Annotated in this window: 21 protein-coding genes and 3 pseudogenes; 14 read left to right on the top strand and 10 right to left on the bottom strand. The window is 58.6% G+C overall.

From position 1 onward, the window contains the following. Positions 1-8: 8 nt before the first annotated feature. The gene (locus RBB80_RS07985) at positions 9-764 is read left to right on the top strand and encodes a hypothetical protein (RefSeq protein WP_433967671.1); all 756 of its coding nucleotides are present in this window, start codon (positions 9-11) and stop codon (positions 762-764) included. 746 nt (positions 765-1,510) lie between these two features. On the opposite strand, the gene RBB80_RS07980 is transcribed toward RBB80_RS07985, so the two are convergent. Beyond that, positions 1,511-2,440 carry a hypothetical protein gene (locus RBB80_RS07980; protein ID WP_433967670.1) on the bottom strand — a complete coding sequence of 310 codons (930 nt, stop codon included), beginning with the start codon at positions 2,438-2,440 and terminating at the stop codon, positions 1,511-1,513. 684 nt (positions 2,441-3,124) lie between these two features. Here RBB80_RS07980 and RBB80_RS07975 point away from each other — a divergent pair. The 4 genes from RBB80_RS07975 (at position 3,125) to RBB80_RS07960 (ending at position 6,440) form a co-directional block, all read left to right on the top strand. Continuing rightward, entirely contained in the window at positions 3,125-3,853 is a 729-nt protein-coding gene (locus tag RBB80_RS07975; RefSeq protein ID WP_433967669.1) for a polysaccharide deacetylase family protein, read from the top strand. Between the two features lie 35 nt (positions 3,854-3,888). Then, a complete protein-coding gene (locus RBB80_RS07970) occupies positions 3,889-4,773 on the top strand; it encodes an MFS transporter (RefSeq protein ID WP_433967668.1) in 885 nt (294 codons plus the stop codon). Continuing rightward, positions 4,770-5,201 (top strand): MFS transporter, encoded by a 432-nt coding sequence (locus RBB80_RS07965; RefSeq protein WP_433967666.1) that lies wholly within the window; start codon positions 4,770-4,772, stop codon positions 5,199-5,201. Before RBB80_RS07970 ends, RBB80_RS07965 begins: the two co-directional genes overlap by 4 nt. A 183-nt stretch (positions 5,202-5,384) precedes the next feature. Beyond that, complete coding sequence (locus RBB80_RS07960; RefSeq protein WP_433967664.1) at positions 5,385-6,440, top strand: cytochrome P460 family protein; 1,056 nt, start codon at positions 5,385-5,387, stop codon at positions 6,438-6,440. A gap of 166 nt (positions 6,441-6,606) precedes the next feature. Here RBB80_RS07960 and RBB80_RS07955 read toward each other — a convergent pair whose 3' ends face one another. Together RBB80_RS07955 and RBB80_RS07950 are read right to left on the bottom strand one after the other, a co-directional pair. Further along, complete coding sequence (locus RBB80_RS07955; RefSeq protein WP_433967662.1) at positions 6,607-6,822, bottom strand: zinc-binding dehydrogenase; 216 nt, start codon at positions 6,820-6,822, stop codon at positions 6,607-6,609. Next, positions 6,783-7,514 (bottom strand): NADP-dependent oxidoreductase, encoded by a 732-nt coding sequence (locus tag RBB80_RS07950; protein ID WP_433967660.1) that lies wholly within the window; start codon positions 7,512-7,514, stop codon positions 6,783-6,785. The genes RBB80_RS07955 and RBB80_RS07950 overlap by 40 nt, the downstream gene beginning before the upstream one ends. 465 nt (positions 7,515-7,979) lie before the next feature. Between RBB80_RS07950 and RBB80_RS07945 the strand changes: the two genes are divergently transcribed. Further along, entirely contained in the window at positions 7,980-8,423 is a 444-nt protein-coding gene (locus RBB80_RS07945; RefSeq protein WP_433967658.1) for a hypothetical protein, read from the top strand. Between the two features lie 419 nt (positions 8,424-8,842). On the opposite strand, the pseudogene hemL reads toward RBB80_RS07945, so the two are convergent. Beyond that, a pseudogene (hemL, locus tag RBB80_RS07940) lies at positions 8,843-10,130 on the bottom strand (glutamate-1-semialdehyde 2,1-aminomutase). Positions 10,131-10,162: 32 nt separating this feature from the next. Here hemL and RBB80_RS07935 point away from each other — a divergent pair. Further along, a complete protein-coding gene (locus RBB80_RS07935) occupies positions 10,163-10,612 on the top strand; it encodes a thiol-disulfide oxidoreductase DCC family protein (RefSeq protein ID WP_433967656.1) in 450 nt (149 codons plus the stop codon). 202 nt (positions 10,613-10,814) lie between these two features. Beyond that, positions 10,815-11,887: pseudogene (gene purM, locus RBB80_RS07930) on the top strand (phosphoribosylformylglycinamidine cyclo-ligase). A 91-nt stretch (positions 11,888-11,978) separates the two neighbouring features. Here the strand turns inward: purM and RBB80_RS07925 are convergent. Beyond that, positions 11,979-12,641: a DUF6629 family protein gene (locus RBB80_RS07925; RefSeq protein WP_433967655.1), complete on the bottom strand. Its 663-nt coding sequence runs from the start codon at positions 12,639-12,641 to the stop codon at positions 11,979-11,981. A 90-nt stretch (positions 12,642-12,731) separates the two neighbouring features. Here RBB80_RS07925 and RBB80_RS07920 point away from each other — a divergent pair. Together RBB80_RS07920 and purN are read left to right on the top strand one after the other, a co-directional pair. Continuing rightward, positions 12,732-14,470, top strand: a pseudogene (locus tag RBB80_RS07920) (amidase). A 64-nt stretch (positions 14,471-14,534) separates the two neighbouring features. Next, positions 14,535-15,155: a phosphoribosylglycinamide formyltransferase gene (purN, locus tag RBB80_RS07915; protein ID WP_433967653.1), complete on the top strand. Its 621-nt coding sequence runs from the start codon at positions 14,535-14,537 to the stop codon at positions 15,153-15,155. Positions 15,156-15,167: 12 nt separating this feature from the next. Here the strand turns inward: purN and RBB80_RS07910 are convergent, their stop codons facing one another. The 5 genes from RBB80_RS07910 to RBB80_RS07890 form a co-directional block, all read right to left on the bottom strand. Beyond that, the gene (locus RBB80_RS07910; RefSeq protein WP_433967651.1) at positions 15,168-16,100 is read right to left on the bottom strand and encodes a site-2 protease family protein; all 933 of its coding nucleotides are present in this window, start codon (positions 16,098-16,100) and stop codon (positions 15,168-15,170) included. Positions 16,101-16,473: 373 nt separating this feature from the next. Then, positions 16,474-17,691, bottom strand: a complete 1,218-nt coding sequence (locus RBB80_RS07905; protein ID WP_433969568.1) for a S1C family serine protease — start codon at positions 17,689-17,691, stop codon at positions 16,474-16,476. Positions 17,692-17,931: 240 nt separating this feature from the next. Continuing rightward, positions 17,932-18,480 carry a hypothetical protein gene (locus tag RBB80_RS07900; RefSeq protein WP_433967650.1) on the bottom strand — a complete coding sequence of 183 codons (549 nt, stop codon included), beginning with the start codon at positions 18,478-18,480 and terminating at the stop codon, positions 17,932-17,934. A gap of 147 nt (positions 18,481-18,627) precedes the next feature. After that, positions 18,628-19,281 carry a dephospho-CoA kinase gene (gene coaE, locus RBB80_RS07895; RefSeq protein WP_433967648.1) on the bottom strand — a complete coding sequence of 218 codons (654 nt, stop codon included), beginning with the start codon at positions 19,279-19,281 and terminating at the stop codon, positions 18,628-18,630. Between the two features lie 4 nt (positions 19,282-19,285). Then, positions 19,286-20,224, bottom strand: coding sequence for a bifunctional 5,10-methylenetetrahydrofolate dehydrogenase/5,10-methenyltetrahydrofolate cyclohydrolase (locus RBB80_RS07890; protein WP_433967646.1), 939 nt, complete (start codon positions 20,222-20,224; stop codon positions 19,286-19,288). Positions 20,225-20,285: 61 nt separating this feature from the next. Here RBB80_RS07890 and RBB80_RS07885 point away from each other — a divergent pair, with 61 nt between their 5' ends. The 4 genes from RBB80_RS07885 (at position 20,286) to RBB80_RS07870 (ending at position 22,353) form a co-directional block, all read left to right on the top strand. Continuing rightward, entirely contained in the window at positions 20,286-20,450 is a 165-nt protein-coding gene (locus tag RBB80_RS07885) for a Trm112 family protein (protein WP_433967644.1), read from the top strand. Positions 20,451-20,618: 168 nt separating this feature from the next. After that, positions 20,619-20,867 (top strand): hypothetical protein, encoded by a 249-nt coding sequence (locus RBB80_RS07880; protein WP_433967643.1) that lies wholly within the window; start codon positions 20,619-20,621, stop codon positions 20,865-20,867. Next, on the top strand, positions 20,864-21,355 hold the full coding sequence (locus RBB80_RS07875; RefSeq protein ID WP_433967642.1) for a hypothetical protein: 492 nt from the start codon (positions 20,864-20,866) through the stop codon (positions 21,353-21,355). The genes RBB80_RS07880 and RBB80_RS07875 overlap by 4 nt, the downstream gene beginning before the upstream one ends. Before the next feature lie 62 nt (positions 21,356-21,417). Further along, positions 21,418-22,353, top strand: a complete 936-nt coding sequence (locus tag RBB80_RS07870) for a YeiH family protein (RefSeq protein WP_433967640.1) — start codon at positions 21,418-21,420, stop codon at positions 22,351-22,353. Positions 22,354-22,515 lie beyond the last annotated feature (162 nt).

The following is a 22,515-nucleotide window of genomic DNA, read 5'->3' as shown; positions in this document are numbered from 1 at the left end:
CGACACTTATGAATTCAATCGTGGTCAGCTCGATAATCTTTGCATCCGTCTTTGCCTCAGCTCTGGTCGGCATGGCTGTCCGGCGCGCCCTTCCCGAGGATCACGTCGGATCGGATGCAAAGGAAGTCGTAAGGCTGGCGACTGGGCTCATTGCGACCATGGCCGCTCTGGTCCTCGGGATGCTGGTCTCCTCCGCAAAGTCCTCCTACGATGCTCGCAAGAACGAGGTCGCCGAGATGTCCTCGGAGGTTCTCGCCATTGATCGCTCACTGGCAAAATTTGGCCAGGAGACCGGGGAAATCCGCACTGAGTTTCGTCAAATGGTGCAGGCTGGTCTCGACCGCATCTGGCCAAGCCAGTCGTCTCGTCAGGCCGAGCTGAGACCAGGAAACTACAGCGAGACTGCTTTGAACGAGCTGGAACTTCTGGCGCCAAAGGATGACAGACAGGCCGCCGCCAAAGTCCAAGCCATCTCCATGGTCGTTAGCCTAAAGCAGTCTCAATGGTTAATGTTCCTCAAATCGGAACAGAACGCCGTGCCACTTCCACTTTTGGTGATCTTGGTCTTATGGTTGGCCGCCATCTTTGTCAGCTTTGGTCTTTTCGCCCCGCCCAACCCCACCGTAGTCGTGACGTTGGCCCTCAGCGCGCTGGCGGTTTCCTCTGCGATGTTTCTCATTCTCGAGATGTATACGCCGTTCAGCGGAGTACTGAGGATTGCGCCGACCCCAATTCTCGATGCGCTGAGCCAGATGGGACATTGAAAGCCGACGCGCTGCTCCTCGGATCACAGTTTCATTCTCCGTAAGGAGTGTCTTTTTAGCCGGACAGCAACACGATCGGACGTTATCTGGGATGTTGACGTACAGCTTGCTAGCAACGCCGTATCTCATCCACGTTTGGGGTCAACGCGGGTGGGATTCTGCTGTGGCCAACCGTCGCGGTTCATGCAGGCCGGTCTGTCTTTCTCTTTGGAGCGCGGTGGAGGAAACGAAGAATACCAGCTTCCGGTCATGTAAGACCGAGTTGTAAGACCGAGTTGTCGACACCTCGGAAACAATCCTGCCGACCGACCTCCCAACCCGTCGTGTTTAGTCCCCTGAAGGCGGCGTTATGAGAAACTTCGACCTTGACCTTGCCGCAAAGCTGACTTTGTAGGAGGTTCGCTGGTTGCTACAGAGTCAAGACCCAGCTTCCACATCTTTGCACGCGTATTGCATCACAGAAACCGGTACTCACCTGCTCGAAGCTACACCAAGGAAGAGCACTTGATCTCAACCGAATGCTTTCTCGACGCAACAGAAAGAGACCTCTGGATCTTGCATCTGGAATGCGTGACTGTTTCCCTTGCGGTTGTCACTCAGGCTGTCCTCCCTATCGCTCTCCAATCCAGTCTTTCACTACGAGACCAGAAGTCCCGGGGCGAATTCGTCGGAGACACAGACAATAGCATAGCCCTGCTGGAAGAGCTGGTTGAGGCCTGCGGGAACTTCTGCAAGAGGCACTACCATCATCGGACGAGGCATCGTATCCCCTGCACACGCGTCCCGACCATCAGCACGCCAGAGCCATCCGCAGCCTGTGCGGTACCGGAGGCGGTGATGATGTAACCGTGAGCCGCCAGACTTTGGGCCACAGTCGATGCTGTCCCTAGAGTAGCGGTCGCTACCTGGGTCTCATAGACGGTTGACCGATCCGCCTGCCACCCATAAGAAAGATAGGTGATCTGCCCGGCATTATAGGAAACGGCTGTGATCACTCGGCTGTGCGCGCCCTCCTGCGTAGCTGCCGCCTGAAAGTCGCTCGGAGCGATCGTGTTCTGACTGAGATCGAAGCCGCCAGACTGTGTCGTCGTCTGTATCCAGGACAGCCCGAACACATCGTAGTCCGACGACAGGCTAATTGAGGTAATGACTGTATTCGCAGCGCTCAAATTGCCGATCGCCGATGTGACGGGGCCGCTTCCATTGAGATCGCTCTGGAAATCTTCGAGTGAGCCGTGGAGATAGCCCGTATTAAGTCCCGTGACTCCAGATGGTAGAGCGAACGGGGCAAATTGATCCAGACCAAAGTCATTTTCCAGCCATATCGGCGTTCCGGTTGCATTCGTAAATGTATCCCAGCCATTGACGCCGATACTGCTAAGGGCAACTTCGGCGACATAGCCATTGACCGTTGAAGCGGCATCCACCTCCTGAAAGCGTAGATCACCAGCCTCGGGTGCTCGCGCGGTGACCGTCAAAACGCCTGCCCTGCTGGTGGCAGAACCGAAGGCGTTCGTCAGTGCCACCGAGAACGTCGAACCGGCGTCGGCGGCCAGAACGGATGCTGTACTGTATGTACTACCGGTGGCGCCGGAGATGGGAGTTCCATTCCTACTCCACTGGTATTTGAGATTCGGGCCCGCGGCCGTGACGGAGAAGGTTGCCTGCAGCCCCATCGGAATACTTTGGTCAGCAGGCTGAGTGATGATCAAGGGTGCCAGCCCGGTAGGCTGGGCCGGCTGGCCTCTTAATCCGCAACCCGATAAAGCAGATATCAGTGAAAGAAGGATTACGAGAGGGAGGATCGGGGCCGTGGAGGCTGTCCGTACATCGTGCGCTAACAAAAGAACTCTCCATTATGAGCAGCTGCACTTTCAATATATGTCTGGCAGCCCGGACGGGTTGTCATTTCTTCGTCATTTCAGAAACGCACACTTCCCACGAACCGATAACTGAATCGCACGAAAAACCCTGCCAGCTCAACCGGTCGATGCAACACTATCTAATCGCTGATCCACAAATGCTTACCCTGAAGAATCGATCTGTTTGGCTGATGTGGCCAAACCTAGCCAGGGTAAGGTTCCGGCTGATCTAACCCTAGCCAGCGCTTTCAGATTTTGTTTTCAATGAATGTGGGTCTGAGCTGGAGTGTTGCGTCGACCCATTGAGACCACCGCGGTTTTCGGCAACTTCGGCAGTGTAGCAGCCTGGAGAGGCTCCCAAGTAATTCAGGCCTTCAAGGTTCGACGATCGTCCACCAGTGTCCCTGAGAGGTTAGCATGCACCGAAAGCTCACCCAAGTCGATAGAAGCAACTCCAACCTTGCCAGCCTCCCTATAATGAAAAAGGGGAGCGCAGGCATGACACAAACTCAAACAGCCGCCGCCATCCTCGCCGCGGCCACCGCAGCCGCAGGCACCCTCACCTACGCCGCCTTCTGGCCGGAGTCTCAACTCTTCGGCAAGGTACTCATCGCGAGCAGTGATCCGAACCAGATCGCCCTCACCTACGACGACGGCCCCAACGACATCGTCACCGAACAACTTCTCGAAGTCCTCGCCCGCAACCAGACACGCGCAACCTTCTTCCTCATTGGCCGCTACGTCCAGCAACGTCCCGCCATCGCCCGCGCCCTCGCAGCCGCCGGACACCTCATCGGCAACCACACCATGACCCACCCCGTGCTCGCCTGGCAATCGGCCGCACGCATCCGCGAAGAACTCACCCAATGCAACGCCGCCATCGAAGACACGCTCGGCATCCCAGTCCGTTACTTCCGCGCACCCCACGGAGCCCGCCGTCCCGCAGTCTTACGCATCGCCCACGAGCTCGGCCTCACCCCCGTACAGTGGAACATCATCCCAGGCGACTGGAACCCCATCTCCGCCGGCGAGATTGCCGACCGCACTCTCCACGCTATTCTGCGAAACCAAAAGAGAAGTCGCGCATCGAATATCGTGTTGCACGATGGCGGTCAGGCAGGCCTCGGCCAGCCCCGCCTTCCAACCGTCAAAGCGACAGACCTGCTCCTCCAGCACTACAAAACCCAAGCGGCAATAAGCTTCGTCACCGTCGATTCCTGGGCCTGATTCACCCGAAATCAAGTACCATAAGCCAACCCCTGATGAGCACAACCTCCGCCAACCCGGCATCCGTTGGGTCGAACGCGCCTCCCGTCATCGACCCCGAACTCCCCGCACCCTTATCCATGGGCGAGGTCCTCCGCATCTCCATGATGCGCCGCCTCTGGTACGCGCAGGTCATCTCCGTCTTCGGAGACTTCCTCGCCCTCTTCGCCGTCATCAACGTCCTCACCTTCAAGCTCCACGCCACCGCGCAGCAGGTCACCGGCGTGCAGATCTCCTACATGCTTCCCATCGCGGTCCTCGGCATCCTCGCCGGAGTCTTCGTCGACCGCTGGCCCCTCAAGCCAACCATGGTCTCCAGCGACTCCATCCGCGCGGGCCTCTGCCTCCTGCTCATCTTCGCCACCCAGATCTGGCACTTCTACGCCATCCTCGCCGCCATCAGCATCGTCTCCAGCTTCTTCGGCCCCGCCCAGGGAGTCGCCATCCGCTCCGCCGTCCCCCTGCACGGCCTTCGCTCCGCAAACGCACTCATGCAGCAGGTCATGTTCGGCATGCGCATCGTCGGCCCTGCCATCGCCGGCCTCATGGTCTCCTACCTGGGAGCCGTCAGCTGTTACGCCTTCGACTCCGCCAGCTTCATCGGCTCCGCACTCCTCATCGCATCCGTCTCCTTCCTCGCACCCGGGCCCAAGGCCGCCGCACCGACACCCCACGCCCCAGACGCATCCGCACTCGGCAAAGTGTGGCTCGACATGAAACAGGGCATCAACTTCATCGTGCACCACGCCGCCCTGCTCTTCGTCATCCTCGCCATGGCGGCCGGCATGTTCGTCCTCGGCTGCTTCGGCCCGCTCATCGCCATCTACGTGCGCGACTCCTCCACGCCTCCACCAAATCCTTCGCCATCGCCTCAGCGATGATCGGCCTCGGCATGCTGGTCGGCATCAACGGCCTCAACACCTTCGGCAAAAAGCTGAAGGACACCGTCCTCGTCTACTCCGGCCTCTGCGGCATCGCCGTAGGTCTGGTCATCCTCACGCTGCTGCCGCACCTCTGGTCGACCATCCTCGGCAACCTCATCATCGGCTTCTCGGTAGCGGGAATCATCGTCCCCTCCCAAACCCTCTTCCAGAAAGCCACCCCGCCAGAGCTGATGGGCCGAGTAGGTTCCACCTTCATGTCCATCATCTTCACCGCCCAGATCTCAGGCCTAGTTCTCTCGGGCATTCTCACCCAGCACATCGGCGTCCGACAGGTCTTCGCCCTCTGCGCCGCCATGCTGGTAGTCCTGATGGCCGTAGGCAAAATCTGGATGGAGCCAAAGCCCACAACGCCACAGCCCGCCTGAACTCCCCATTCACGCAGCCTGCCGCATCTGTATGACCGGCGCTACTAGGCGACTTCCCAGAATAGGAGCGCCGGAGTAAAAATAGACCACCGACGTTCTAGTTCCAGGGACATCAGAAGCTTCCAAGGAGTGGCACACGCTGCATCGGGCCTAGAAAACTTTCTTTGCGAAGGAGAATTCACCATGCCTGAACTTATGCGGGAGTCTATCGGTCTGCCGTGGATTGGTGGGTGGCGCGGAGGTGATCGCAGCGTAGAGCTAAAACACAAGCTGATGCTTGGCGTGATCAGTGCAATGCTGGGTGCTTTGCTTCAAGGTTGCACAGCGGGCAAACCTCCTTCCCATGGAGAAACCAGCCTGGCCAACGCGGCGAAAGACGTCACCATTCCATTGGAGGCAGGCAAGATGAACAACCCGCTGCCTGAGACCGACGAGGTCGTGAGCCAGGGCCGCGAAGTGTTTCTCGGGTCTTGCGCCCAGTGCCACGGTCCCGACGCCCGCGGAGACGCGAACCTCGGCCGCAGCATGGACCCGCCTGCCATGGACCTGAGCTCAGCCCACGTGCAGCACTGGAACGACGCGGAACTGTTCTGGATCGTACAGAACGGAGTTCGCCTCACAGGCATGCCTGCCTGGAAATCGAGCATCTCCGAGAACGACACCTGGAAGCTCGCACGTTTCATCCACAAACTTCCCATCCCCAACGCTGCCCCCGCCTCCACACCAGTCCCGACACAGACCCAGGCCACCACTTCCACGCAGGACAAGTACACCCTCAAAATACCCAATGGCCTCGCGTTCTCTGAGTTCAGAGGATACGAAGGCTGGCCGGTGATCGCCATCAGCCATAACGGAGGTGCGGTCGCTGCGATCCTCGGGAATCCTGTGATGATCAACGCCTATAAGGCAGGAATTCCCGGTAACGGCAAGCCCTTTCCCGATGGTGCCAAGATGGCTAAGGTCCATTGGAACGCGAAGGTGGATGCCAGTGAACCCGGTGCGCCGACAGTGCCAGGCTCCCAGCACGACGTTGATCTCATGGTGAAGGACAGCAAGAGGTTCGCAGACAGCGGCGGATGGGGTTACGGCGTCTTCGAGTATGACGCCGCGTCCGGCAACTTCAGGCTCGGCAACTTAGGTGACAAGCCGCCGCAGGGGAACGACGCCAAGTGCGGGTTCGCGTGCCACACGGCAGTCAGAACAAAAGATTACGTCTTCACGGCTTACGGGCAAAGGTGATGCGGTAGGAGCAGACTATCCTTGTTGTCTCTGTGCACAAGCTAAACCGTTGGCTCAACGATCTTCAAAGCGTCTCTTCCTCGGAAGGCTTGTCAGGACCGACACTCCAGTGATCCCAGCATCGATCCAGGCGCCCAGACGAAGCATTTGGTGTCCTCCGTGCAGTTCACGCTAAAAGAAGAATCTTGCCGATGCCGCCTTTCTCCGCTTCAGCGTGTGCTCTTGCCGCGTCGGCGAGCGGCATCGTCCGATCGATAGAGATCTTGAACCTTCCGTTCGCGATGTCTTCTGCGAGCGAACGCATCCCCGCTGCGTCAGGATGGGAGCCGAAGGCCTCCACCTTTACGTTAGGGTGAAGTTTCGCATTTGGTGGAGGCCCCACCACGGAGGCATAGGTCCCCCCGGCTTCACTTTCGCCAGAAGCGCATCGCCGACGTTGCCGCCAATCGTATCCGCGACGACCTCGACCAACCCTAGTGAGTCCATCTCCTGGCGGCTATCGAGCGCCAAAAGAGCATCGGCCCCGAGCTCCTCCGCCGCCTTCTTCTGTGACCCGCGGACGCCGGCGATGACGTGAGCACCAAGCTTCTTCGCCACCCATACCGCAGTGCGGCCCACACTGCCCAGCGCGCCGGTGATGACGACAGTCTGGCCAGGATGAACCTTGCCGGCCTCAGTGATGAGTTGTTCCCCGGTGTTCAGCACCACCGGGAGTGCGGCAGCGTCGATGGGATCAAGTCCCTTCGGGAGCTTCGACAATCCCGCAAGATCAGCCAACAGCAACTCGGCGTAGGCCTTGCCGGCGCGGCCGAAGACCTTGTCGCCCTCGGCGAATCCCTCGACGCCCTTACCGACCGAGCGTACGACGCCGGAGTAGTCGTAACCAAGGATGGTGGGCAGCTCCAGCGGCATAAAATCCTTCATGGCGCCGCTGCGGATCTTCCAATCGATCGGATTGACTCCCGCTGCGGTCACGCGAATAAGAATCTGGCCGTCGCCCGCTTTGGGATCGTCCCACTCCTCATACTTCAGCTTATCGGGGCCGCCGTACTCGTGCAGCACAACTGCTTTCATAGACCTACCTCGCTAGCTTCGCGACTTTAGATGCGCTTGATCGCGGCACGGGTTCCTGGAGACGAACCCGCTCTAACCGTCATCCAGCAGCTCTACAATATCAGCGGTTGAGACCATCGAAGCAAGATACCGCGACGAGCCCTTCAACTACGCATGCGCGACGTCGAGCTTCTCGAAGCAGAAGCGAAGGCTCCCTGCGGTGAATGTGCGTATAGCCTCGACGCCGGCAGACAATTCAAATCAAGAGCAGAACAAACGGTCGATCAACTCCTCGGATCAGCACCGAAAAACACGTCTCTCTTCATCGATCATGAAAAACGGACCTGGGCAGTTCCCTGAAGGTCCGCCATTCGGCAAGTTCGGAAATTGAGAGCGCCGTGTAGTGGCAGGACAGGTTGCGCTTTTCTGGCGAAGCCCAGACGCGATATAGTTTCTACGTCGGATCCGGTTGCTTAGGAGAATGCGATGAAAAAGCACGCATGTCTGGGTCTATCCGCAGTTCTATTTTCGACGCTGATGCTCAGGGCTCAAGATGTGTCTGTCGCACAAGCTCGGGGGGACGGGAGCGTACGATTTCTTGTCGTGGTCACAACACAGTCGGGTCAACCGGTTGCCGACCTTCGCAAGCAGGATTTTACAGTCTTCGACGATGATGAAATCCGTCCGATCAAATCGTTTCGGACAATACCCGCCTCCAAAACACAGGATGGAATCCATACCTTGATGGGCGTCAGTATGGCAAATTCGTCTAGTGAACCCATGGCCATGAGAATCTCGTCCACGTATGAGATTATTTTCGACGGAGCAAAATCATCAGGACGCCGACAGTTTCATGACGTTGGCATCAAGGTAGACAGACCGAATCTCAAGGTAGCCACGCGGCCCGGCTACCTGACGTCAGCATACTGAAGGCTTCTAGCTTCAGACCAGGCTAACAGTGCCCCTCAACTCGTAAGCACCTGCACGCTCCCGTAAAGTCACGCTTTCGGCAACTACGAAGGAAGGCTGACCGACCTCCCGAATTCGCACTCGGCGGCCGGCTGGAATTTGTCATCGACAAGCGTCCGAAGCCAGATCTCCAGGCCAACCAAAAATAAATCTCAAAAAGTTGGCGTATTTTTCGAAGCCGAAAAGTATGGTGCTAAAGCTCCACATCCACCACGCATCTCACCACGTTTTCACCATCAAAAAACCACCTCCAAACACACAGTTTTCCCGAAACCCCCTTCAAAAACCTCAGCAAATTAGCAACTCCTCACCCGCCCACCACACCAAAAAAATCTACAGAAAAAATAAAACCACCTTCCGAAACTATCTCCAGTCGAGTTTCAGGAAAACGATTTGCGAGCCGCTTCAAGGACCATTCCAATCTCCGCTTCCCCGTGCGCCGTCGAGACAAAAGCAGCCTCAAACTGACTAGGCGGCAACCAAACCCCTGCATCGAGCATAGCCCGATGAAACCGCCCAAAAGCCGCCGTATCCGACGTAGCCGCACTCGCAAAATCTGTGACTGGTCGATCCGTAAAAAACCAGGTAAACATTGACCCAACACGATTGGTCGTCAACGAAATACCCGCCTCCCGCGCCACTCCCGCAACCCCTCTGCGATGCGAGCAGTAGTGCTCTCAAGGCCGTTGTAAACATCCTCTTCATGCTTGATGAGATGACTCAACGTAGCGATGCCTGCGGCCATCGCCAAGGGGTTCCCACTCAACGTTCCGGCCTGGTAGACAGGCCCAAGCGGAGCGAGAAACTCCATCACATCGGCTCGTCCACCAAACGCTCCGCAGGGCAGGCCGCCGCCGATGATCTTGCCAAGGGTAGTGAGGTCCGGCGTGACGTCGTAGACCTGTTGGGCACCCCAAGCGAAAGACGGAAGCCGGTCATTACTTCGTCAAGGATCAGAAGTGCGCCATACTCCGCAGTGATCGCTCGCAAACCCTGCAGGTACTCCGCAGCAGGCGCGATCGTCCCGGCGTTGCCTACCACTGGCTCCACGATTACGCAGGCTATCTCGTCTGGCCGTGCGGCGAAGGCTGCTCGTACTGCCTCGAGATCGTTGTATGGAAGAGCAAGGGTGTGCATCGCAGTCTCAACAGGAACACCAGCAGAGCCGGGAATTCCCAAAGTGGCTACACCGCTTCCGGCCTTCACCAGCATGGCATCCGAGTGGCCGTGGTAACAGCCTTCGAACTTGACGACGACGTTGCGGCCGGTGAAGCCGCGAGCGAGTCGGATAGCCGACATACATGCCTCGGTTCCGGAACTGACGAAGCGCAGCTTTTCGACCGAGGGGAAACATCGCGTCACCAGCTCCGCCAAATCTGCTTCAGTCGCAGTAGAGGCTCCGAAGCTAGCCCCGCGCGAAGCGGCCTTTTGAATCGCTTCGACCACCGGCGGAAAGGCATGTCCGAGGATCATCGGCCCCCAGGATCCGAAGAAGTCAAGATACTTATTCCCATCCGCATCAAACAGATAGGCCCCTTCGGCATGGGTGACGAACGGCGGGTCACCACCTACTGCACGAAACGCCCGCACCGGCGAGTCAACGCCCCCAGGCAGGAATTTTTCAGCGCGAAGCTGCAATTGACGGGAGCGGACGAGGGAACGGGACATAGCAACAGTATAAGAGGGCATATCATAAAGACATGACCGAGCCAGAACGTGCAGAGATTGAAGGCCGGGCGTTACTGCTGTACGACGGCGTCTGCGCGCTCTGCAACGGCGTTGTCCAGTTCCTCCTCAAACATGACCGACGAGAGAGATTACGATATGCCCCGCTGCAGAGTGCTCTCGGCCACGAGATACTAGGCCGCTTCGGCATTCACAGCTTCCCCGATGGGGTGATGTTGCTGACTGATGCCCTGAGGCCGCAGGAACGGCTCTACCAGCGTTCGGATGCGGTCGCGGAGGGGCTGAAGTTGCTCGCACTACCGTGGAGGCTTCTGGGGCAGCTGGTGACGCTGGTGCCACGGCCTTTGCGCGAGTTCGGCTACGGAGTGATCGCTCGCCTTCGCTACCGCATCTTTGGACGCTACGATACCTGCCCTCTACCACCTTTGGACCAGCAACGAAAACTTTTGGGTGTGTACGAATAACGGTTGTTTACGACGCTTTGACTGATGCCCTGCTAGACTAAACTTCTTCTTTTCAAGCACTACGATATGGAGCACGACCTTGCCGGATGAGACCTCCCCGCCGCCCGATTCAATCGCCACGCACCGCGCTACGCCCGAGCAGAACAAACCCAGGAAGACCTCTCCGCTGCAATCCGCGATTGCGCAGAAAAAGGCCGCAAGCCTGAACCAGTCCGCCGCGGGGGATAAGGTCAAGAGTCCGTCAAAGAAGAGCATCAGTTATGCGGATGCCGGCGTCGACATCACCTCGGGCGACCGCAGCAAACAGCGCATCAAGATGCTGGCGCGCAAGACCTTCAACAGACAGGTGCTGAGCGAGATCGGCGGCTTCGGCGGCCTGTTCGCGCTGGACCTCGAAAAGTTTCCCAACCCGGTGCTGGTCTCGAGCGCTGACGGCGTTGGCACGAAGCTGAAGGTCGCGTTTGAGCTGGGCATTCACCATACCGTTGGGCAGGACCTGGTCAACCACTGCGTGAACGACATCGCGGTGCAGGGCGCGACGCCGCTGTTCTTCCTTGATTACCTCGCCACCGGCAAGCTCGAAGATATGGTGATCGAGCGAGTCGTGCAGGGTATCAGCGAGGCCTGCAAAGCCAATGGCTGCGCGCTGATCGGGGAGAGACGGCGCAGATGCCGGGGTTCTACGCGGATGGCGAGTACGATCTCGCCGGAACGATCATCGGTGCGGTGAGCCGCGACAAGATCATCACTGGAGAGCACATTCAGGTCGGGGATGTTCTGGTTGGGCTTCCTTCGAATGGACTGCATACGAACGGGTATTCGCTGGCGCGCAAGCTGTTGTTCGAGGTTGCGAAATATGGCCCGGAGCAGTACATCAACGAGCTGAAGGACAAGACGGGAGCTGCCTTGATGCGGACGCACCGCAGCTATCTGTCGGTCATCAAAAAGCTGACCGGAGCCGAGGTGGTGAGCGGGATGGCGCACATTACTGGTGGCGGGATCACGGAGAATCTGCCGCGCATTCTACCGAAGGGAATGGGAGCCCTGATCGATCGCGCCTCGTGGACGGTGCCACCGCTGTTTGAACATCTTCAACAATTGGGCAACGTGGATGAGGACGAGATGCTGCGGACCTTCAACATGGGCATAGGGCTGATCGCGGTGATTCCGGCAGAGAAGATCAAGAAGGCAAAGGCGATTCTGAACCGCGCAAACGAACGGCACTGCCTGATTGGCCGTGTAGTACGCGGGGAACGCAAGGTCAGCTACAACTAGATCGTTCGCAGTGTCGGTTTACAAGCCCGCTGGCCCTTTGATTTGGCAGAAAATCAGCGGGCGTAGGTGCGGGTTATCTCCGAAGGATCGACTACGCGGTGAGGGCGTAAGAAGACGGGCGATGCGGACGGCTACGTCGAAAGAAAAAGTAGATGAGAACGCTGACGACCGCGGCGTAGGCACACCAGACCGAAGTGAAGGCATAACGCTTGACCAACATGACCACGAGCAGCCCCACGAGGTTGAGCCACGCCAGTGTGATGAGATCGCGGTAGCCGGAGAAGAAGAGCGAGCCGCAGGTGGCGATGACATAGAGGATCGCGATGAGGGTGGTGGTCGTGATGGCGTTGACGTAGACGATGCTGTTGTCCTGGACAGAGACCTGGAGCGGATAGGCGATCAGTCCCCAGAGCATGTAGAGCATGAGCGCGCCGCCAAGGATGGCGAAGGGGAGCATCTGGCGGCGGAGCTTCCGCGTGGGCTCGATAAGCAGCACGCTGAGTGGAAGGAGAAACGGCAGCAGACCCTGTGCGTAGAGAACGTACGCTGCGCCCCCGTTATGTGTCACTGTAGGCGAAAGTATTCCGTCAAGGCCTAACCAGACAAAGCCTTCGATGAACTGATGGAAGGCGAAGAGACAAGGCATCGCGGCGAAGAGCAGTTCGCGGCGGTGTTTCACCTCGGTGAGCGTGGCGACGCCAATTCCGCCCAGAGCGGCGCTGCCGACAAAGTTCGCGGTTGCAGAGAAGCACATAGAGTCCTCGTGGTTCAGGCCATCATATCTTGAGAGTTTGCCGACGGCCTTGTGTTCTTATAGAAGGCACCAAATCACTCAAGGAACAACATGAAGATTCGAGTCAGTGTTTGCTTTGTTTACGTCGTAGTCAGCTTGTCTTCAGGTAATCTCACGAACGCGCAGGGTACCCCTTCTTCAGCAAATACGCGGGTTTCGCGGACGACAATGGACGGCGAGCTGATGGAAATTACTATTCCTCGCTTGGAGGAGTTGTACCTTGCTCATAAGTACACAGTGACCGAGGTGGTCGAGTGGTACCTGGCGCGGATTGCGAGATACAACGGAATCTATCGCGCCGTGCAGACTGTTGATGCACAGAACGCGCTGGCCGCCGCGGCTCGCGAGGATGCTGAGGCAAAGGCCGGAGGGAGCAGCTTTCGGCGTGGGCCAATGTGGGGCGTTCCGATTGTGACGAAGGCGAATACAAGCATCAAGGGATTAATTACAACCGATGGCTGGAAGGGTTACATGATTCCAGGCCATGAGCTGGTGGCTTCGAAGGATGCAACGATCGTCGCGAAGCTGCGGGCGGCGGGAGCGGTGATTCTGGGACAGACAAACATGCCGGACTTTGCGGCCAGCGATACGAATCGCAGCACAGCGTTTGGGCGGACGGGAAACGCCTACGATGTGCGGTTCAGTCCGGGGGTTCGTCGGGTGGGACGGTGACGGCGGTGACAGGCAACTTCGCCCTGCTGGGCAACGGGACCGACACGGGGAACTCGATTCGCATGCCGTCGGCGACGAGCGCGGTGGTGGGTGTGTTTCCGACGCGAGGGCTGGTGAGTATCGCGGGGATCGCACCGCTGGATTGGCTGCTCGACAATACGGGGCCGATCGCACGAACAGTGACCGATGCAACGATTGCGCTGGACGCGATGGCCGGCGAGGACGCTGCGGATGCGCGGACAAAAGGTTCCACAACGAAAGCTCAGAGTGGACCTTATACGCATTACCTGAAAGCGGGTGCGCTAAAAGGCAGGCGGTTTGGCGTGCCAGCTTTCATTCTCGCTGGTGCAGGGATTCCGTTTCAGGGGATTCCTTCCTCGACTACAGCGAGTGAGGTAGCAGAGGACACCGCAGATTCGCGTGAGCCGTTGCGACCAGAGACGCGGGCAGCGTTCATGAATGCGATTGAAGGTCTAAGAGCTGCTGGGGCTACGGTGCTATTCGATGATTCGATTCTGCCGGACAGCTTTGCGGTGACGGTGGCGCGGGTAGGGACGTTTCCCTATGTGAAGGAGGGGACGGAGAAGTTTCTGGCGGAGTATGGGCCTGCACAGTATCACTCGTCGAAGGAGTATGAAACGGTGACTGGCTCTCCGCTGCCGCCGACCATTATTGGTGGCGCGGACCCCGCGACGCGACGAGGACGGGCGACGATTGTGCAGGAGTCGATCGAGAGCGACCCGCTGGCTGAAGCTAATTTTTATGGGCCGCGTAGAAAGGCTCTCGAAGCTTATAACGAGACACTGGACCGGCTGAATCTGGACGGCTTTGTCTACCCGGCGACGCAGATGCCTCCGCCCGATGAGACGATGCCGCAGAATGGAAAGCTCAGCGAGGGACCGCATAGCGATACGGGATGGGTGAATATGATTGGCGTGCCAGCGGTGGTGGTGCCGGGTGGATTCTATTCCGATGGACTGCCGTTCGGGCTGGAGATCTCGGCGCGACCCTGGAAAGATGGGGATCTGCTGGGCTGGGCTTATGCGTACGAGCAGGCGACGAAGCATCGCAGGCTGCCGGTATTGGTGGAGAAGGGTTTGCTGCCGGATGCGCGATGAGGTTACCGTATCGGCGGAGACATGGACCGCAGCCGTCGCCTAAAATCTAAGCAAGGGACCCTTCATGCAGCGACTTGGAATTCTTCTCTCCGGCAGAGGCTCAAATTTTCTTGCGATCGCGAAGGCTATTCATGAGCAGCGGCTGCTCGGAGCGGAAATTGCCGTGGTCTTGTCGAATCTTGAAGATGCTCCTGGGCTGTCGGCGGCACGCGAGCTGAATATTCCAGCGTTTGGAATTCCTTCGGTTGGCCGCAAACGCGCTGAGCATGACGCGGAGATGATTGCGCGTCTGCATCAGCACAAGGTGGATTTGGTCTGCCTGGCGGGATATATGCGCATCATCTCGCCGGTCTTCGTGGGGGCGTTTCCGAACCGCATTCTCAACGTGCATCCGTCATTGCTGCCCGCCTTTCCCGGACTCGACGCACAAGAACAGGCCCTGAACTACGGGGCGAAGGTAGCTGGATGTACGGTGCACTTTGTCGATGAGGCAGTAGATCACGGCGTCATCATCTTGCAGAAGACCGTGCCGGTGCACGACGACGATACCGACGAGACATTGTCGGCTCGCATCCTTGAACAGGAGCACCGTGCCTATCCGGAGGCCATCGCCGCCGTGCTCAGCGGCGAATATTCCATACGGGATCGCCGTTACATCCGCAACAGCCCTGACAAAGACCTCTGAGGAGAGACGGAGTCAAAACCGACGCATCGTATCGGGCACGAGACCCATCAGCGCTCCGAGCGCGAACAGCAGCAGTGTGTAGCGAATCATCGTCGCGCTGCTCGGGCTCTCCGGGGCCGCGCCCGTAAAGAGACGCCAAGCCATACCGGCTGCGATGAACAGAAAGACTCCTTCATGCAGGAACGCAAAGAAGAGAATGGCGGCGGCCAGGATCAGGCCGCGCTGCATACGATTTAGCGCGTGGGTCGCCTGCGCGCCGTCAAGACCCAACACCGGCACCAGATTTATGAGATTTAGCCATGCGCCCGCGTGAGCTAGCGCGGCCCAAAGTTCGACTTTGGTGAAAAAATACATAGCCGCGCACGCTGCCGCAGCCAGCAACCCGGCGAACGGCCCCGCTAAGGCGATACTCGAGAGCGCGTCGAGCGAAATTCCCATGCTGTACCAGCGCACATACGCGCCAAGTCCAGGCAGGAACACTGGAAGATCAGCCTTCAATCCGCGACGCCGGGCTGCGACATAGTGTCCGAGCTCGTGGATGAGGATCGACACCGCGAAGCCCAGACCAAATCTCCACCCAAAGAGCGCCCAGTAGACCCCGAAAAAGGCGAAGAAACTGAACAGAAATTTGAACTTCAACAGAGCGAGCAGAAAGGTCTTGGCCTTCAGCAGGAAGAACGCAGCGGGAGCCAATGGGCCCAGCCTCTTCTTCCAGGTGGCCGTTCGTTGCTCCCCTTGCTGAATTCGTCCGTCGATCGCCGCGAGGTGCCCTGCCACCATCTGGCTCTGTTCCGTATCGGCGGGCAGCCACTGGAGCATCTGCTGCCAGGTCTCACGAGCCTGCGGCCAGGCCCGCTCCTGCTCCTGCGATACTGCCAGTTGTCCAAGCCCCTTCAGGTGTCGGGCATAGACGATCGAATGACACTCTGGACAGGCGAGCGTCATCGGTGGCAGCCAAAGACCACAATCGGGACAGTTGTGAATCGGATCAGGAGTAGTAGCGGAGGGGTCGTTTCAGTCACACCAGGTCAGCCGTAGAAGCATCTGTGTCTATTTTATCCGTTCGTCCGCAACCATGCTCCACTTTTGGCAGGACGATTTCAGAAGCTGTCCCGCCGGACGGGCCCAGTGCGCGTGGAGCGGTCACTTCGTGACTTGTATACCGGTCTCGGCGGGGTAAGCATGGGTCCTCCCGTTGGTCGGAGGAAAGATGATCCTGGCTAACGTGAGCACCACAATAGATCGTAGCTGCAAGAAAAGGTATACGCGTCACGAAGTGACCGCTCCACGCGCACTGGGCCCGTCCGGCAGGACAGCTTTAAGTCTCGCGACCTGCCTGTCCCTGCTGCTCGGTTGCATCGTTCAGCTTTACCTTCACATCGAGCCGTTTGCGCCCGCGGAAGATCGTGAGAGTTACCTCGTCGCCTGCCTTATGCGAGTTCATCACCGCCGCCAGATCCTGCGCGTTTGTGATCTCCTGTCCGTCCATCGCGACGATCAGATCGCCCCCCAGCATCACCGGCATGTTTCCCTGGTAGGCTCTCTGAGTTCCTCCATGCAGACCGGCCTTCTCCGCTGCGCCGCCGGGCAGAACGCGCTCAATCAACAGACCGTAGTCGGCGGCCAAACCGATCTGGTCGGCGACCTCCGGCCCAATCGCAAGCGTGGCAATGTCGAGCGAGGGACGACGGATTCGCCCGTACTTCGCGAAGTCTGCGATGACGGCTTTGGCGGTATTGACCGGGATGGCAAAACCTATGCCTGCCGATTGATCAACACCATTTGAAGCGATGAGAGTGGTGATGCCAATGACCTCGCCGCGCGAATTAAGGAGTGGTCCGCCGGAGTTGCCCGGATTGACGCTGGCGTCGGTCTGAATCGCGTCTTCGATGGGGTTGTTGTTCGGCCCGCGAATCGACCGTATCGCGGAGATGATTCCGCGCGTCATCGTGCCGGACAGGCCAAACGGATTGCCAATCGCGTAGACGCGCTGGCCGACGGTCAGGCTCTGCGATTCGGCAAGCGTCGCCGGCTGAAGGTTAGGAGCATTGTTGATCAGAAGCAGTGCGAGATCATGCCCTTTATCCACCCCAACCACGGTGGCCTTGTACTTGTGCTTGTCTGAGAGCGTGACCTCGACGCGCTGAGCGTTATCAATGACGTGATCGTTGGTCAGGATGTGGCCCTGCTTGTCCAGAATGAATCCGGACCCTTGTCCCTGTTGCGGAACCGGACCGTAGAAGAAGTCCATCGCGATCGCGGTCGAAGTGATGTTGACCACCGAGGGAAGGGCTTTCTTGTAGACGGCAATATTCTGCTGCTCCTCCGTGTCGTAGGCGGGCGCGGCATTGGCTTCGGTCAACTCAAAGGTGCCGAGCGGGCCATTCACGGCGGCGGTGTTCGTCGGAATCAAGGATGCGGCAGGCGTGGCGCGATGCAGCCACGGCGAGACGGCTCCCGTCGACCAGACATGCGTAGTCAGGTAGTAGAAGCCGGAGAGAAGAAGGACCACAAGGAGAACGGGGCGCAGTTTCATCGTGAGCACGACCTGATCTTTCAAATAGCCGGTTGCGAAAGACCGACACATTCAATTGTATCGAGGCGCGCGCTCCCCTGCGCAGGAGCATAAGGCCGCGGATCCTATCAAAAGGGTCCATCAGGATTGTCTGAAGAGTTGGAAAGCGGGACCGGATTCGTCCCGCTCTTCGAGAACACCAGGAAGTTGAAGTCTGTCGTGCTCCCGATCCATACCCGGGGAGGGCAAGTCTGCGCTTACTTACACCATTCGCTGCAACCGATTGAGTGCCGACGGCTTGATGCGCGGCGCATGGAGGAAGTTCTCGCGTTCGGGTTGCCGTTTGGCCTGCACCTCCCACGGCTCCTCCTTGACCTTCACCGGGCCGGCCCAGGATTCGGCTTCGAGGTCAGCGCTGTCAATGCTTGCGCGACCCACGAGCGAACGGTCGGTGCGATCGAGCCGATCAGATCTGTCTGCGCGCTCAGGCCTTTCGGCACGTTCGGAGCGTTCTGGGCGATGGGTTATCTCCACTTCCTGGCTCTTCGCCGCGACCTCAATTCCTTCCAATGCCGACTCAACATCCTGTTCGTTGCTATGAACCGTCGCCATCAGTGAAGCCATGAAGTTTGCCATCATGCGCTGCGCACACTTCTGTCCACACAGATGCTTGGCGCCCTTGCGCGAGTTCTTCGGCGTCTCCCAACCCCGCAGCTTCAACTCGCCGCCCTGTTCGTAAGCGACGAACCAGTAGTTACTCGTCTGCTTCTCTGCTGCACAGATATCGCAATTGATAGCTTGCCGGATCATCTGCCTGTCTCCTTATCCCTCGGTGAAGTGTGCCTGTCTGACACAGTCCCTTCATCGGCAGAAGATCGGAATGCATCATCTGGAGACATCCAAAATGTTAGGGATTTGATGCAGCCCGTTCCCCCGGAGTCCGGGACAGAGGCTTGTTTACGCTGCAGCTTCGAGGATCGGCCAGAGCTGATCGACCTGCCATTCCAGCTCCGTCAGCGCGCCGCCATTAGTCAGCACATAGTCGGACAAAGCGCTCTTCTGCTCATCGGAGATCTGCTGAGCCAGTCTGCGACGTGCCTCTGCTTCAAGTTCCGCGCGCTCCTCCTCGCTGATCATCCTGCCGGTGGAGCAACGAGCGACGAATCGCGCGATCTTCACCTCTTCCGGAGCCGTCACCAGAATGATCCTGTCGAAACGGCTCCGCCAGCGCGAACCATCTGCACCATAGCGCGTCTCGAAGATCAACGCCGACTCCACCATCACAACGGCGTGAGGTTCCTGCTGCATGATCTTCTCAGTCAACTCCATCTGACGTGCGATCACCAACGGATGCGCGATCGCATTTAATTCTTCAACGCGACCCTCCGCGAAGGCGATGCGCGCCAGGGCGGCACGATCAAGAGTTCCATCGGCGAGAACCACATCCGGACCAAAGTGCGCGACCATGCCGTCGTAGATCGGCTGGCCCAACTCCATGAGCTCGCGTCCGATCGCGTCCGACTGCAGGATGTGCGCCCCGTGAGCCGCAAACAACTTCGCTGCGGTGGATTTTCCGCTTCCCAACCCGCCAGTGAGGCCGACACGCAGCATAGAGCTACTTGTTCCCCAGCGAGATTCCGCGCCGCAGCCTCGCAGCCACCACCGTATTCTGCATGAGCATTGCAATCGTTAACGCGCCGACGCCACCTGGGACCGGGGTGTACGCGCCCGACACCGCGAACGCAGCCGGATGAATATCCCCGACCACAACTGATCCGCGCTTGGCGAAAGCCGCTGCCCGGTTTGGATCGCCGGGGAAGAACTCTTCGACCTCCGCAGCGTCCGTGATGCGATTGATTCCGACATCGATCAGCGTTGCGCCCGGCTTGACCATCTCCGCTGTCACGAATCCCGCGCGCCCGATCGCTGCCACCAGAAGATCGGCCTCGCGCGTGAAGCTACCGAGGTCAACAGTTTTGCTGTGGCATACCGTCACGGTGGCAGAGGCGTTCAGCAACATCACCGCCGTGGGCTTGCCCACGATATCCGATCGCCCCACGACGACCGCGTTCTGTCCGGCGATTGGCAATTCGCTACGGCGCAGGATCTCGAGGATACCCGCCGGAGTACAGGGAGCCAATCCCGGCTGACCGCTCTGCAGCCGGCCTACATTCACGGGATGAAACCCATCCACATCTTTGTCCGGCGCTACAGCCTCGAGCAGCCGCTTGGTATCTACGTGCTTCGGCAGCGGAAGTTGAATCAGGATTCCGTCGATGTCCTCGCGGTCGTTGAGGGCCGCGACCAGCGCCAGCATCTCCTCGGTCGTGACGCTCTCCGGCGGCGTGATCATCTCGCTGAAGATTCCCAACTCGCCGCAGGTCTTCACCTTGGTGCGAACGTAAATCTGCGACGCAGGCGACTCGCCGACCAGAATCACCGCCAACCCAGGAGTGATGCCGCGAGTCACCAGAGCTTGAACCTCGACCGCGACTTCGGCCTTGATCTGACCGGCGATCACAACGCCGTCCAAAATCGTTGGAGTTCTCTTCATGTCATCCATACATCTTTCATGGTATCGCGCTCTCCGGTCCCCCTGACGGTAAGATAGTTTCGTGAGCGCGCAATCCCTGCCGGCCGAAGATCTGCGGTACGTCGTCTGTCCGGTATGCCGCCAGCAACTCGTACGCTTGGGCGATGTCATCTCGTGCAAGGGATGCGGGCGACGCTACCCGGTGGTCGACGACATTCCTGTACTGCTCGCGGACCGTGCTCTCTGATCTATTGACTCAAGGAAACTTTCCGGGCCATCTCGTCGTAAAGTCCCTGGAGATACACTCTGCGATCGATCAATGGCGCATTCAGAAAGAGAGCACGACCTCAGTCAATTTATGACGTCTAACATCACAGATAAACTGACGGACACACACCGGGCAGGAGAAGCACAGATGACAAAGGTAAAAGGCGCCCATGTCGAAAAGTTCACCGATGCCGATCTCTCCGGGTTGCGGGAAGATCTGATGAAGTCGGGTCTCGACTCCTGGCAGGCCGCCGATCTCATCAGCAACTTTCTTGTCGCGCGCGGCTACGGCGTCTCCACGCAGGATGCGCGTAAAGCGGCGTTCCGGATGGAATCGATCAGCTGCTCTTTGCCTTGCCTTCAGGAGGAGTTGGAGAAGATCGCGCAGGTGATGTGAAGGCCCGCACCTTCACATGGCTCCTTCCGGCTGGAACAACGCACCGCGCGAGACTGAGTCAAAAAAATCTTTCGGGCGGCAATTCCGTCAGCTACACTATGCCCATGCCCGCTGGCTCTCGCTGCTCTATTCTCCTTCGTCTCACGCTCACTCTCCCCGTAGGGACGTCGCTCGTTGGCGAAGAGCAAAGCGCGGAGCAATCTGATCCTCCACAGCTCGTAAAGACCAATCTCGCTAACGGAATCGATCGGATCGCCGGACGGGAGCCGGGTTCGCAGATAGAGTACGTACGGCTGGCTCTCGCGGGTTTCTCCGCTCCCCGCTGGCGTAGACTCTTCCGTGCCTTCACCCGCCCCCGCGCTAATCGCCCAATGCACCCTGCGCCCAAACGGCAAATCTTATTTCGAACTCTTCGCAAACTTTCAGGGGCTACCGGCCTCGCCGTTGGGTACGGTCGACTCGAGATAGCTGATGTGGCTGATAAGTAATATTTATCGATAATCGGAAAGTACGTCTCGACCCGTAGTTGGGAGACGCGCATGCTTTAAGCATGTGGAAGAAGAATCTTTTTTATATTGGAATTATTGTTTCGGCGAGCGGGTTGATCGGGCCTCCGCTTGCGTTGGCCGCGGGTCTCGCGTTTGGGTTGAGCACGGTGCATACGTTTCACGGAGAGGGACGGGACCTGTCGAAGTTTCTGCTGCAGGCTGCCGTGGTCTGCCTGGGATTCGGGATGAACCTGAAGGAGGTCGTGCACGCGGGAGCGTCGGGGTTTCTATACACCGCGATCAGCATCACGTTTGCACTGGCTCTGGGAGTCGCGCTGGGTAAGCTGCTGCAGGTGGGGAAGACGCAGTCGCTGCTGATCAGCTTTGGAACTGCGATCTGCGGAGGAAGCGCGATCGCGGCGATGGGACCGGTGCTGAACGCGAATGAAGAAGAGATGGCGGTCTCACTGGGCACGGTGTTTGTGCTCAACTCGGTGGCGTTGCTGCTGTTTCCGTTGATTGGGCACCTGATGAACTTCTCGCAGACGCAGTTTGGGTTGTGGTCGGCGCTGGCGATTCATGACACGAGTTCGGTGGTGGGTGCGGGGGCGAAGTATGGGCCGACGGCGCTGGCTGTAGGAACGACGGTGAAGCTGGCGCGGGCACTGTGGATTGTGCCGCTGGCGATTGCTACGGCGATGCTCAAGAAGAGCAAGGCGAAGGTGCAGTGGCCTTGGTTCATTCTGTACTTCTGCTTTGCGGCGGTGGCAGCGAGTTATGTGCCACGTTATATGCCGCAGTCCGTGCCGCTGTTTGCGGCTCTGAACAGGTTGGGGCGCGCGGCTTTGACTGTGGTGTTGTTTTTGATTGGTACTGGCATTACGCGGGAGACGCTGAAGGAAGTGGGTGTCAGGCCGATGGTGCAGGGGATCGCGCTTTGGATTGTGGTGGCAAGCTTGTCGCTATGGGCGATCCACGTTGGATGGATCTCGCTGTGAGGAGCTAGCGGTCGGGGGCGTCGAGGCGGTGGCCTTCGGCTGGTCGCCGCTTCTGTCTTTGAAAGGATCTTTCCACTGGACGGGGAGGCTGTTTCGACTGCCTCTCTTTTTATTTTGATGCTGGAGGAGATGGAGAGGCCGGCGACTGTGAAGCTCACCAGC

Origin of the sequence: Tunturiibacter gelidiferens (genome assembly GCF_051013345.1) — a bacterium.
GTDB lineage: Bacteria > Acidobacteriota > Terriglobia > Terriglobales > Acidobacteriaceae > Edaphobacter > Edaphobacter gelidiferens_A.
This window is presented reverse-complemented; position numbering and strand designations above follow the sequence as displayed.

Coding starts and splice junctions, on each gene's coding strand:
- RBB80_RS07985 (WP_433967671.1), top strand. CDS start 9: ATGAATTCAATCGTGGTCAGCTCGATAATCTTTGCATCCGTCTTTGCC.
- RBB80_RS07980 (WP_433967670.1), bottom strand. CDS start 2,440: ATGGGGCTGCAGGCAACCTTCTCCGTCACGGCCGCGGGCCCGAATCTC.
- RBB80_RS07975 (WP_433967669.1), top strand. CDS start 3,125: ATGACACAAACTCAAACAGCCGCCGCCATCCTCGCCGCGGCCACCGCA.
- RBB80_RS07970 (WP_433967668.1), top strand. CDS start 3,889: ATGAGCACAACCTCCGCCAACCCGGCATCCGTTGGGTCGAACGCGCCT.
- RBB80_RS07965 (WP_433967666.1), top strand. CDS start 4,770: ATGATCGGCCTCGGCATGCTGGTCGGCATCAACGGCCTCAACACCTTC.
- RBB80_RS07960 (WP_433967664.1), top strand. CDS start 5,385: ATGCCTGAACTTATGCGGGAGTCTATCGGTCTGCCGTGGATTGGTGGG.
- RBB80_RS07950 (WP_433967660.1), bottom strand. CDS start 7,514: ATGAAAGCAGTTGTGCTGCACGAGTACGGCGGCCCCGATAAGCTGAAG.
- RBB80_RS07945 (WP_433967658.1), top strand. CDS start 7,980: ATGAAAAAGCACGCATGTCTGGGTCTATCCGCAGTTCTATTTTCGACG.
- RBB80_RS07935 (WP_433967656.1), top strand. CDS start 10,163: ATGACCGAGCCAGAACGTGCAGAGATTGAAGGCCGGGCGTTACTGCTG.
- RBB80_RS07925 (WP_433967655.1), bottom strand. CDS start 12,641: ATGTGCTTCTCTGCAACCGCGAACTTTGTCGGCAGCGCCGCTCTGGGC.
- purN (WP_433967653.1), top strand. CDS start 14,535: ATGCAGCGACTTGGAATTCTTCTCTCCGGCAGAGGCTCAAATTTTCTT.
- RBB80_RS07910 (WP_433967651.1), bottom strand. CDS start 16,100: ATGACGCTCGCCTGTCCAGAGTGTCATTCGATCGTCTATGCCCGACAC.
- RBB80_RS07905 (WP_433969568.1), bottom strand. CDS start 17,691: ATGAAACTGCGCCCCGTTCTCCTTGTGGTCCTTCTTCTCTCCGGCTTC.
- RBB80_RS07900 (WP_433967650.1), bottom strand. CDS start 18,480: ATGATCCGGCAAGCTATCAATTGCGATATCTGTGCAGCAGAGAAGCAG.
- coaE (WP_433967648.1), bottom strand. CDS start 19,281: ATGCTGCGTGTCGGCCTCACTGGCGGGTTGGGAAGCGGAAAATCCACC.
- RBB80_RS07890 (WP_433967646.1), bottom strand. CDS start 20,224: ATGAAGAGAACTCCAACGATTTTGGACGGCGTTGTGATCGCCGGTCAG.
- RBB80_RS07880 (WP_433967643.1), top strand. CDS start 20,619: ATGACAAAGGTAAAAGGCGCCCATGTCGAAAAGTTCACCGATGCCGAT.
- RBB80_RS07870 (WP_433967640.1), top strand. CDS start 21,418: ATGTGGAAGAAGAATCTTTTTTATATTGGAATTATTGTTTCGGCGAGC.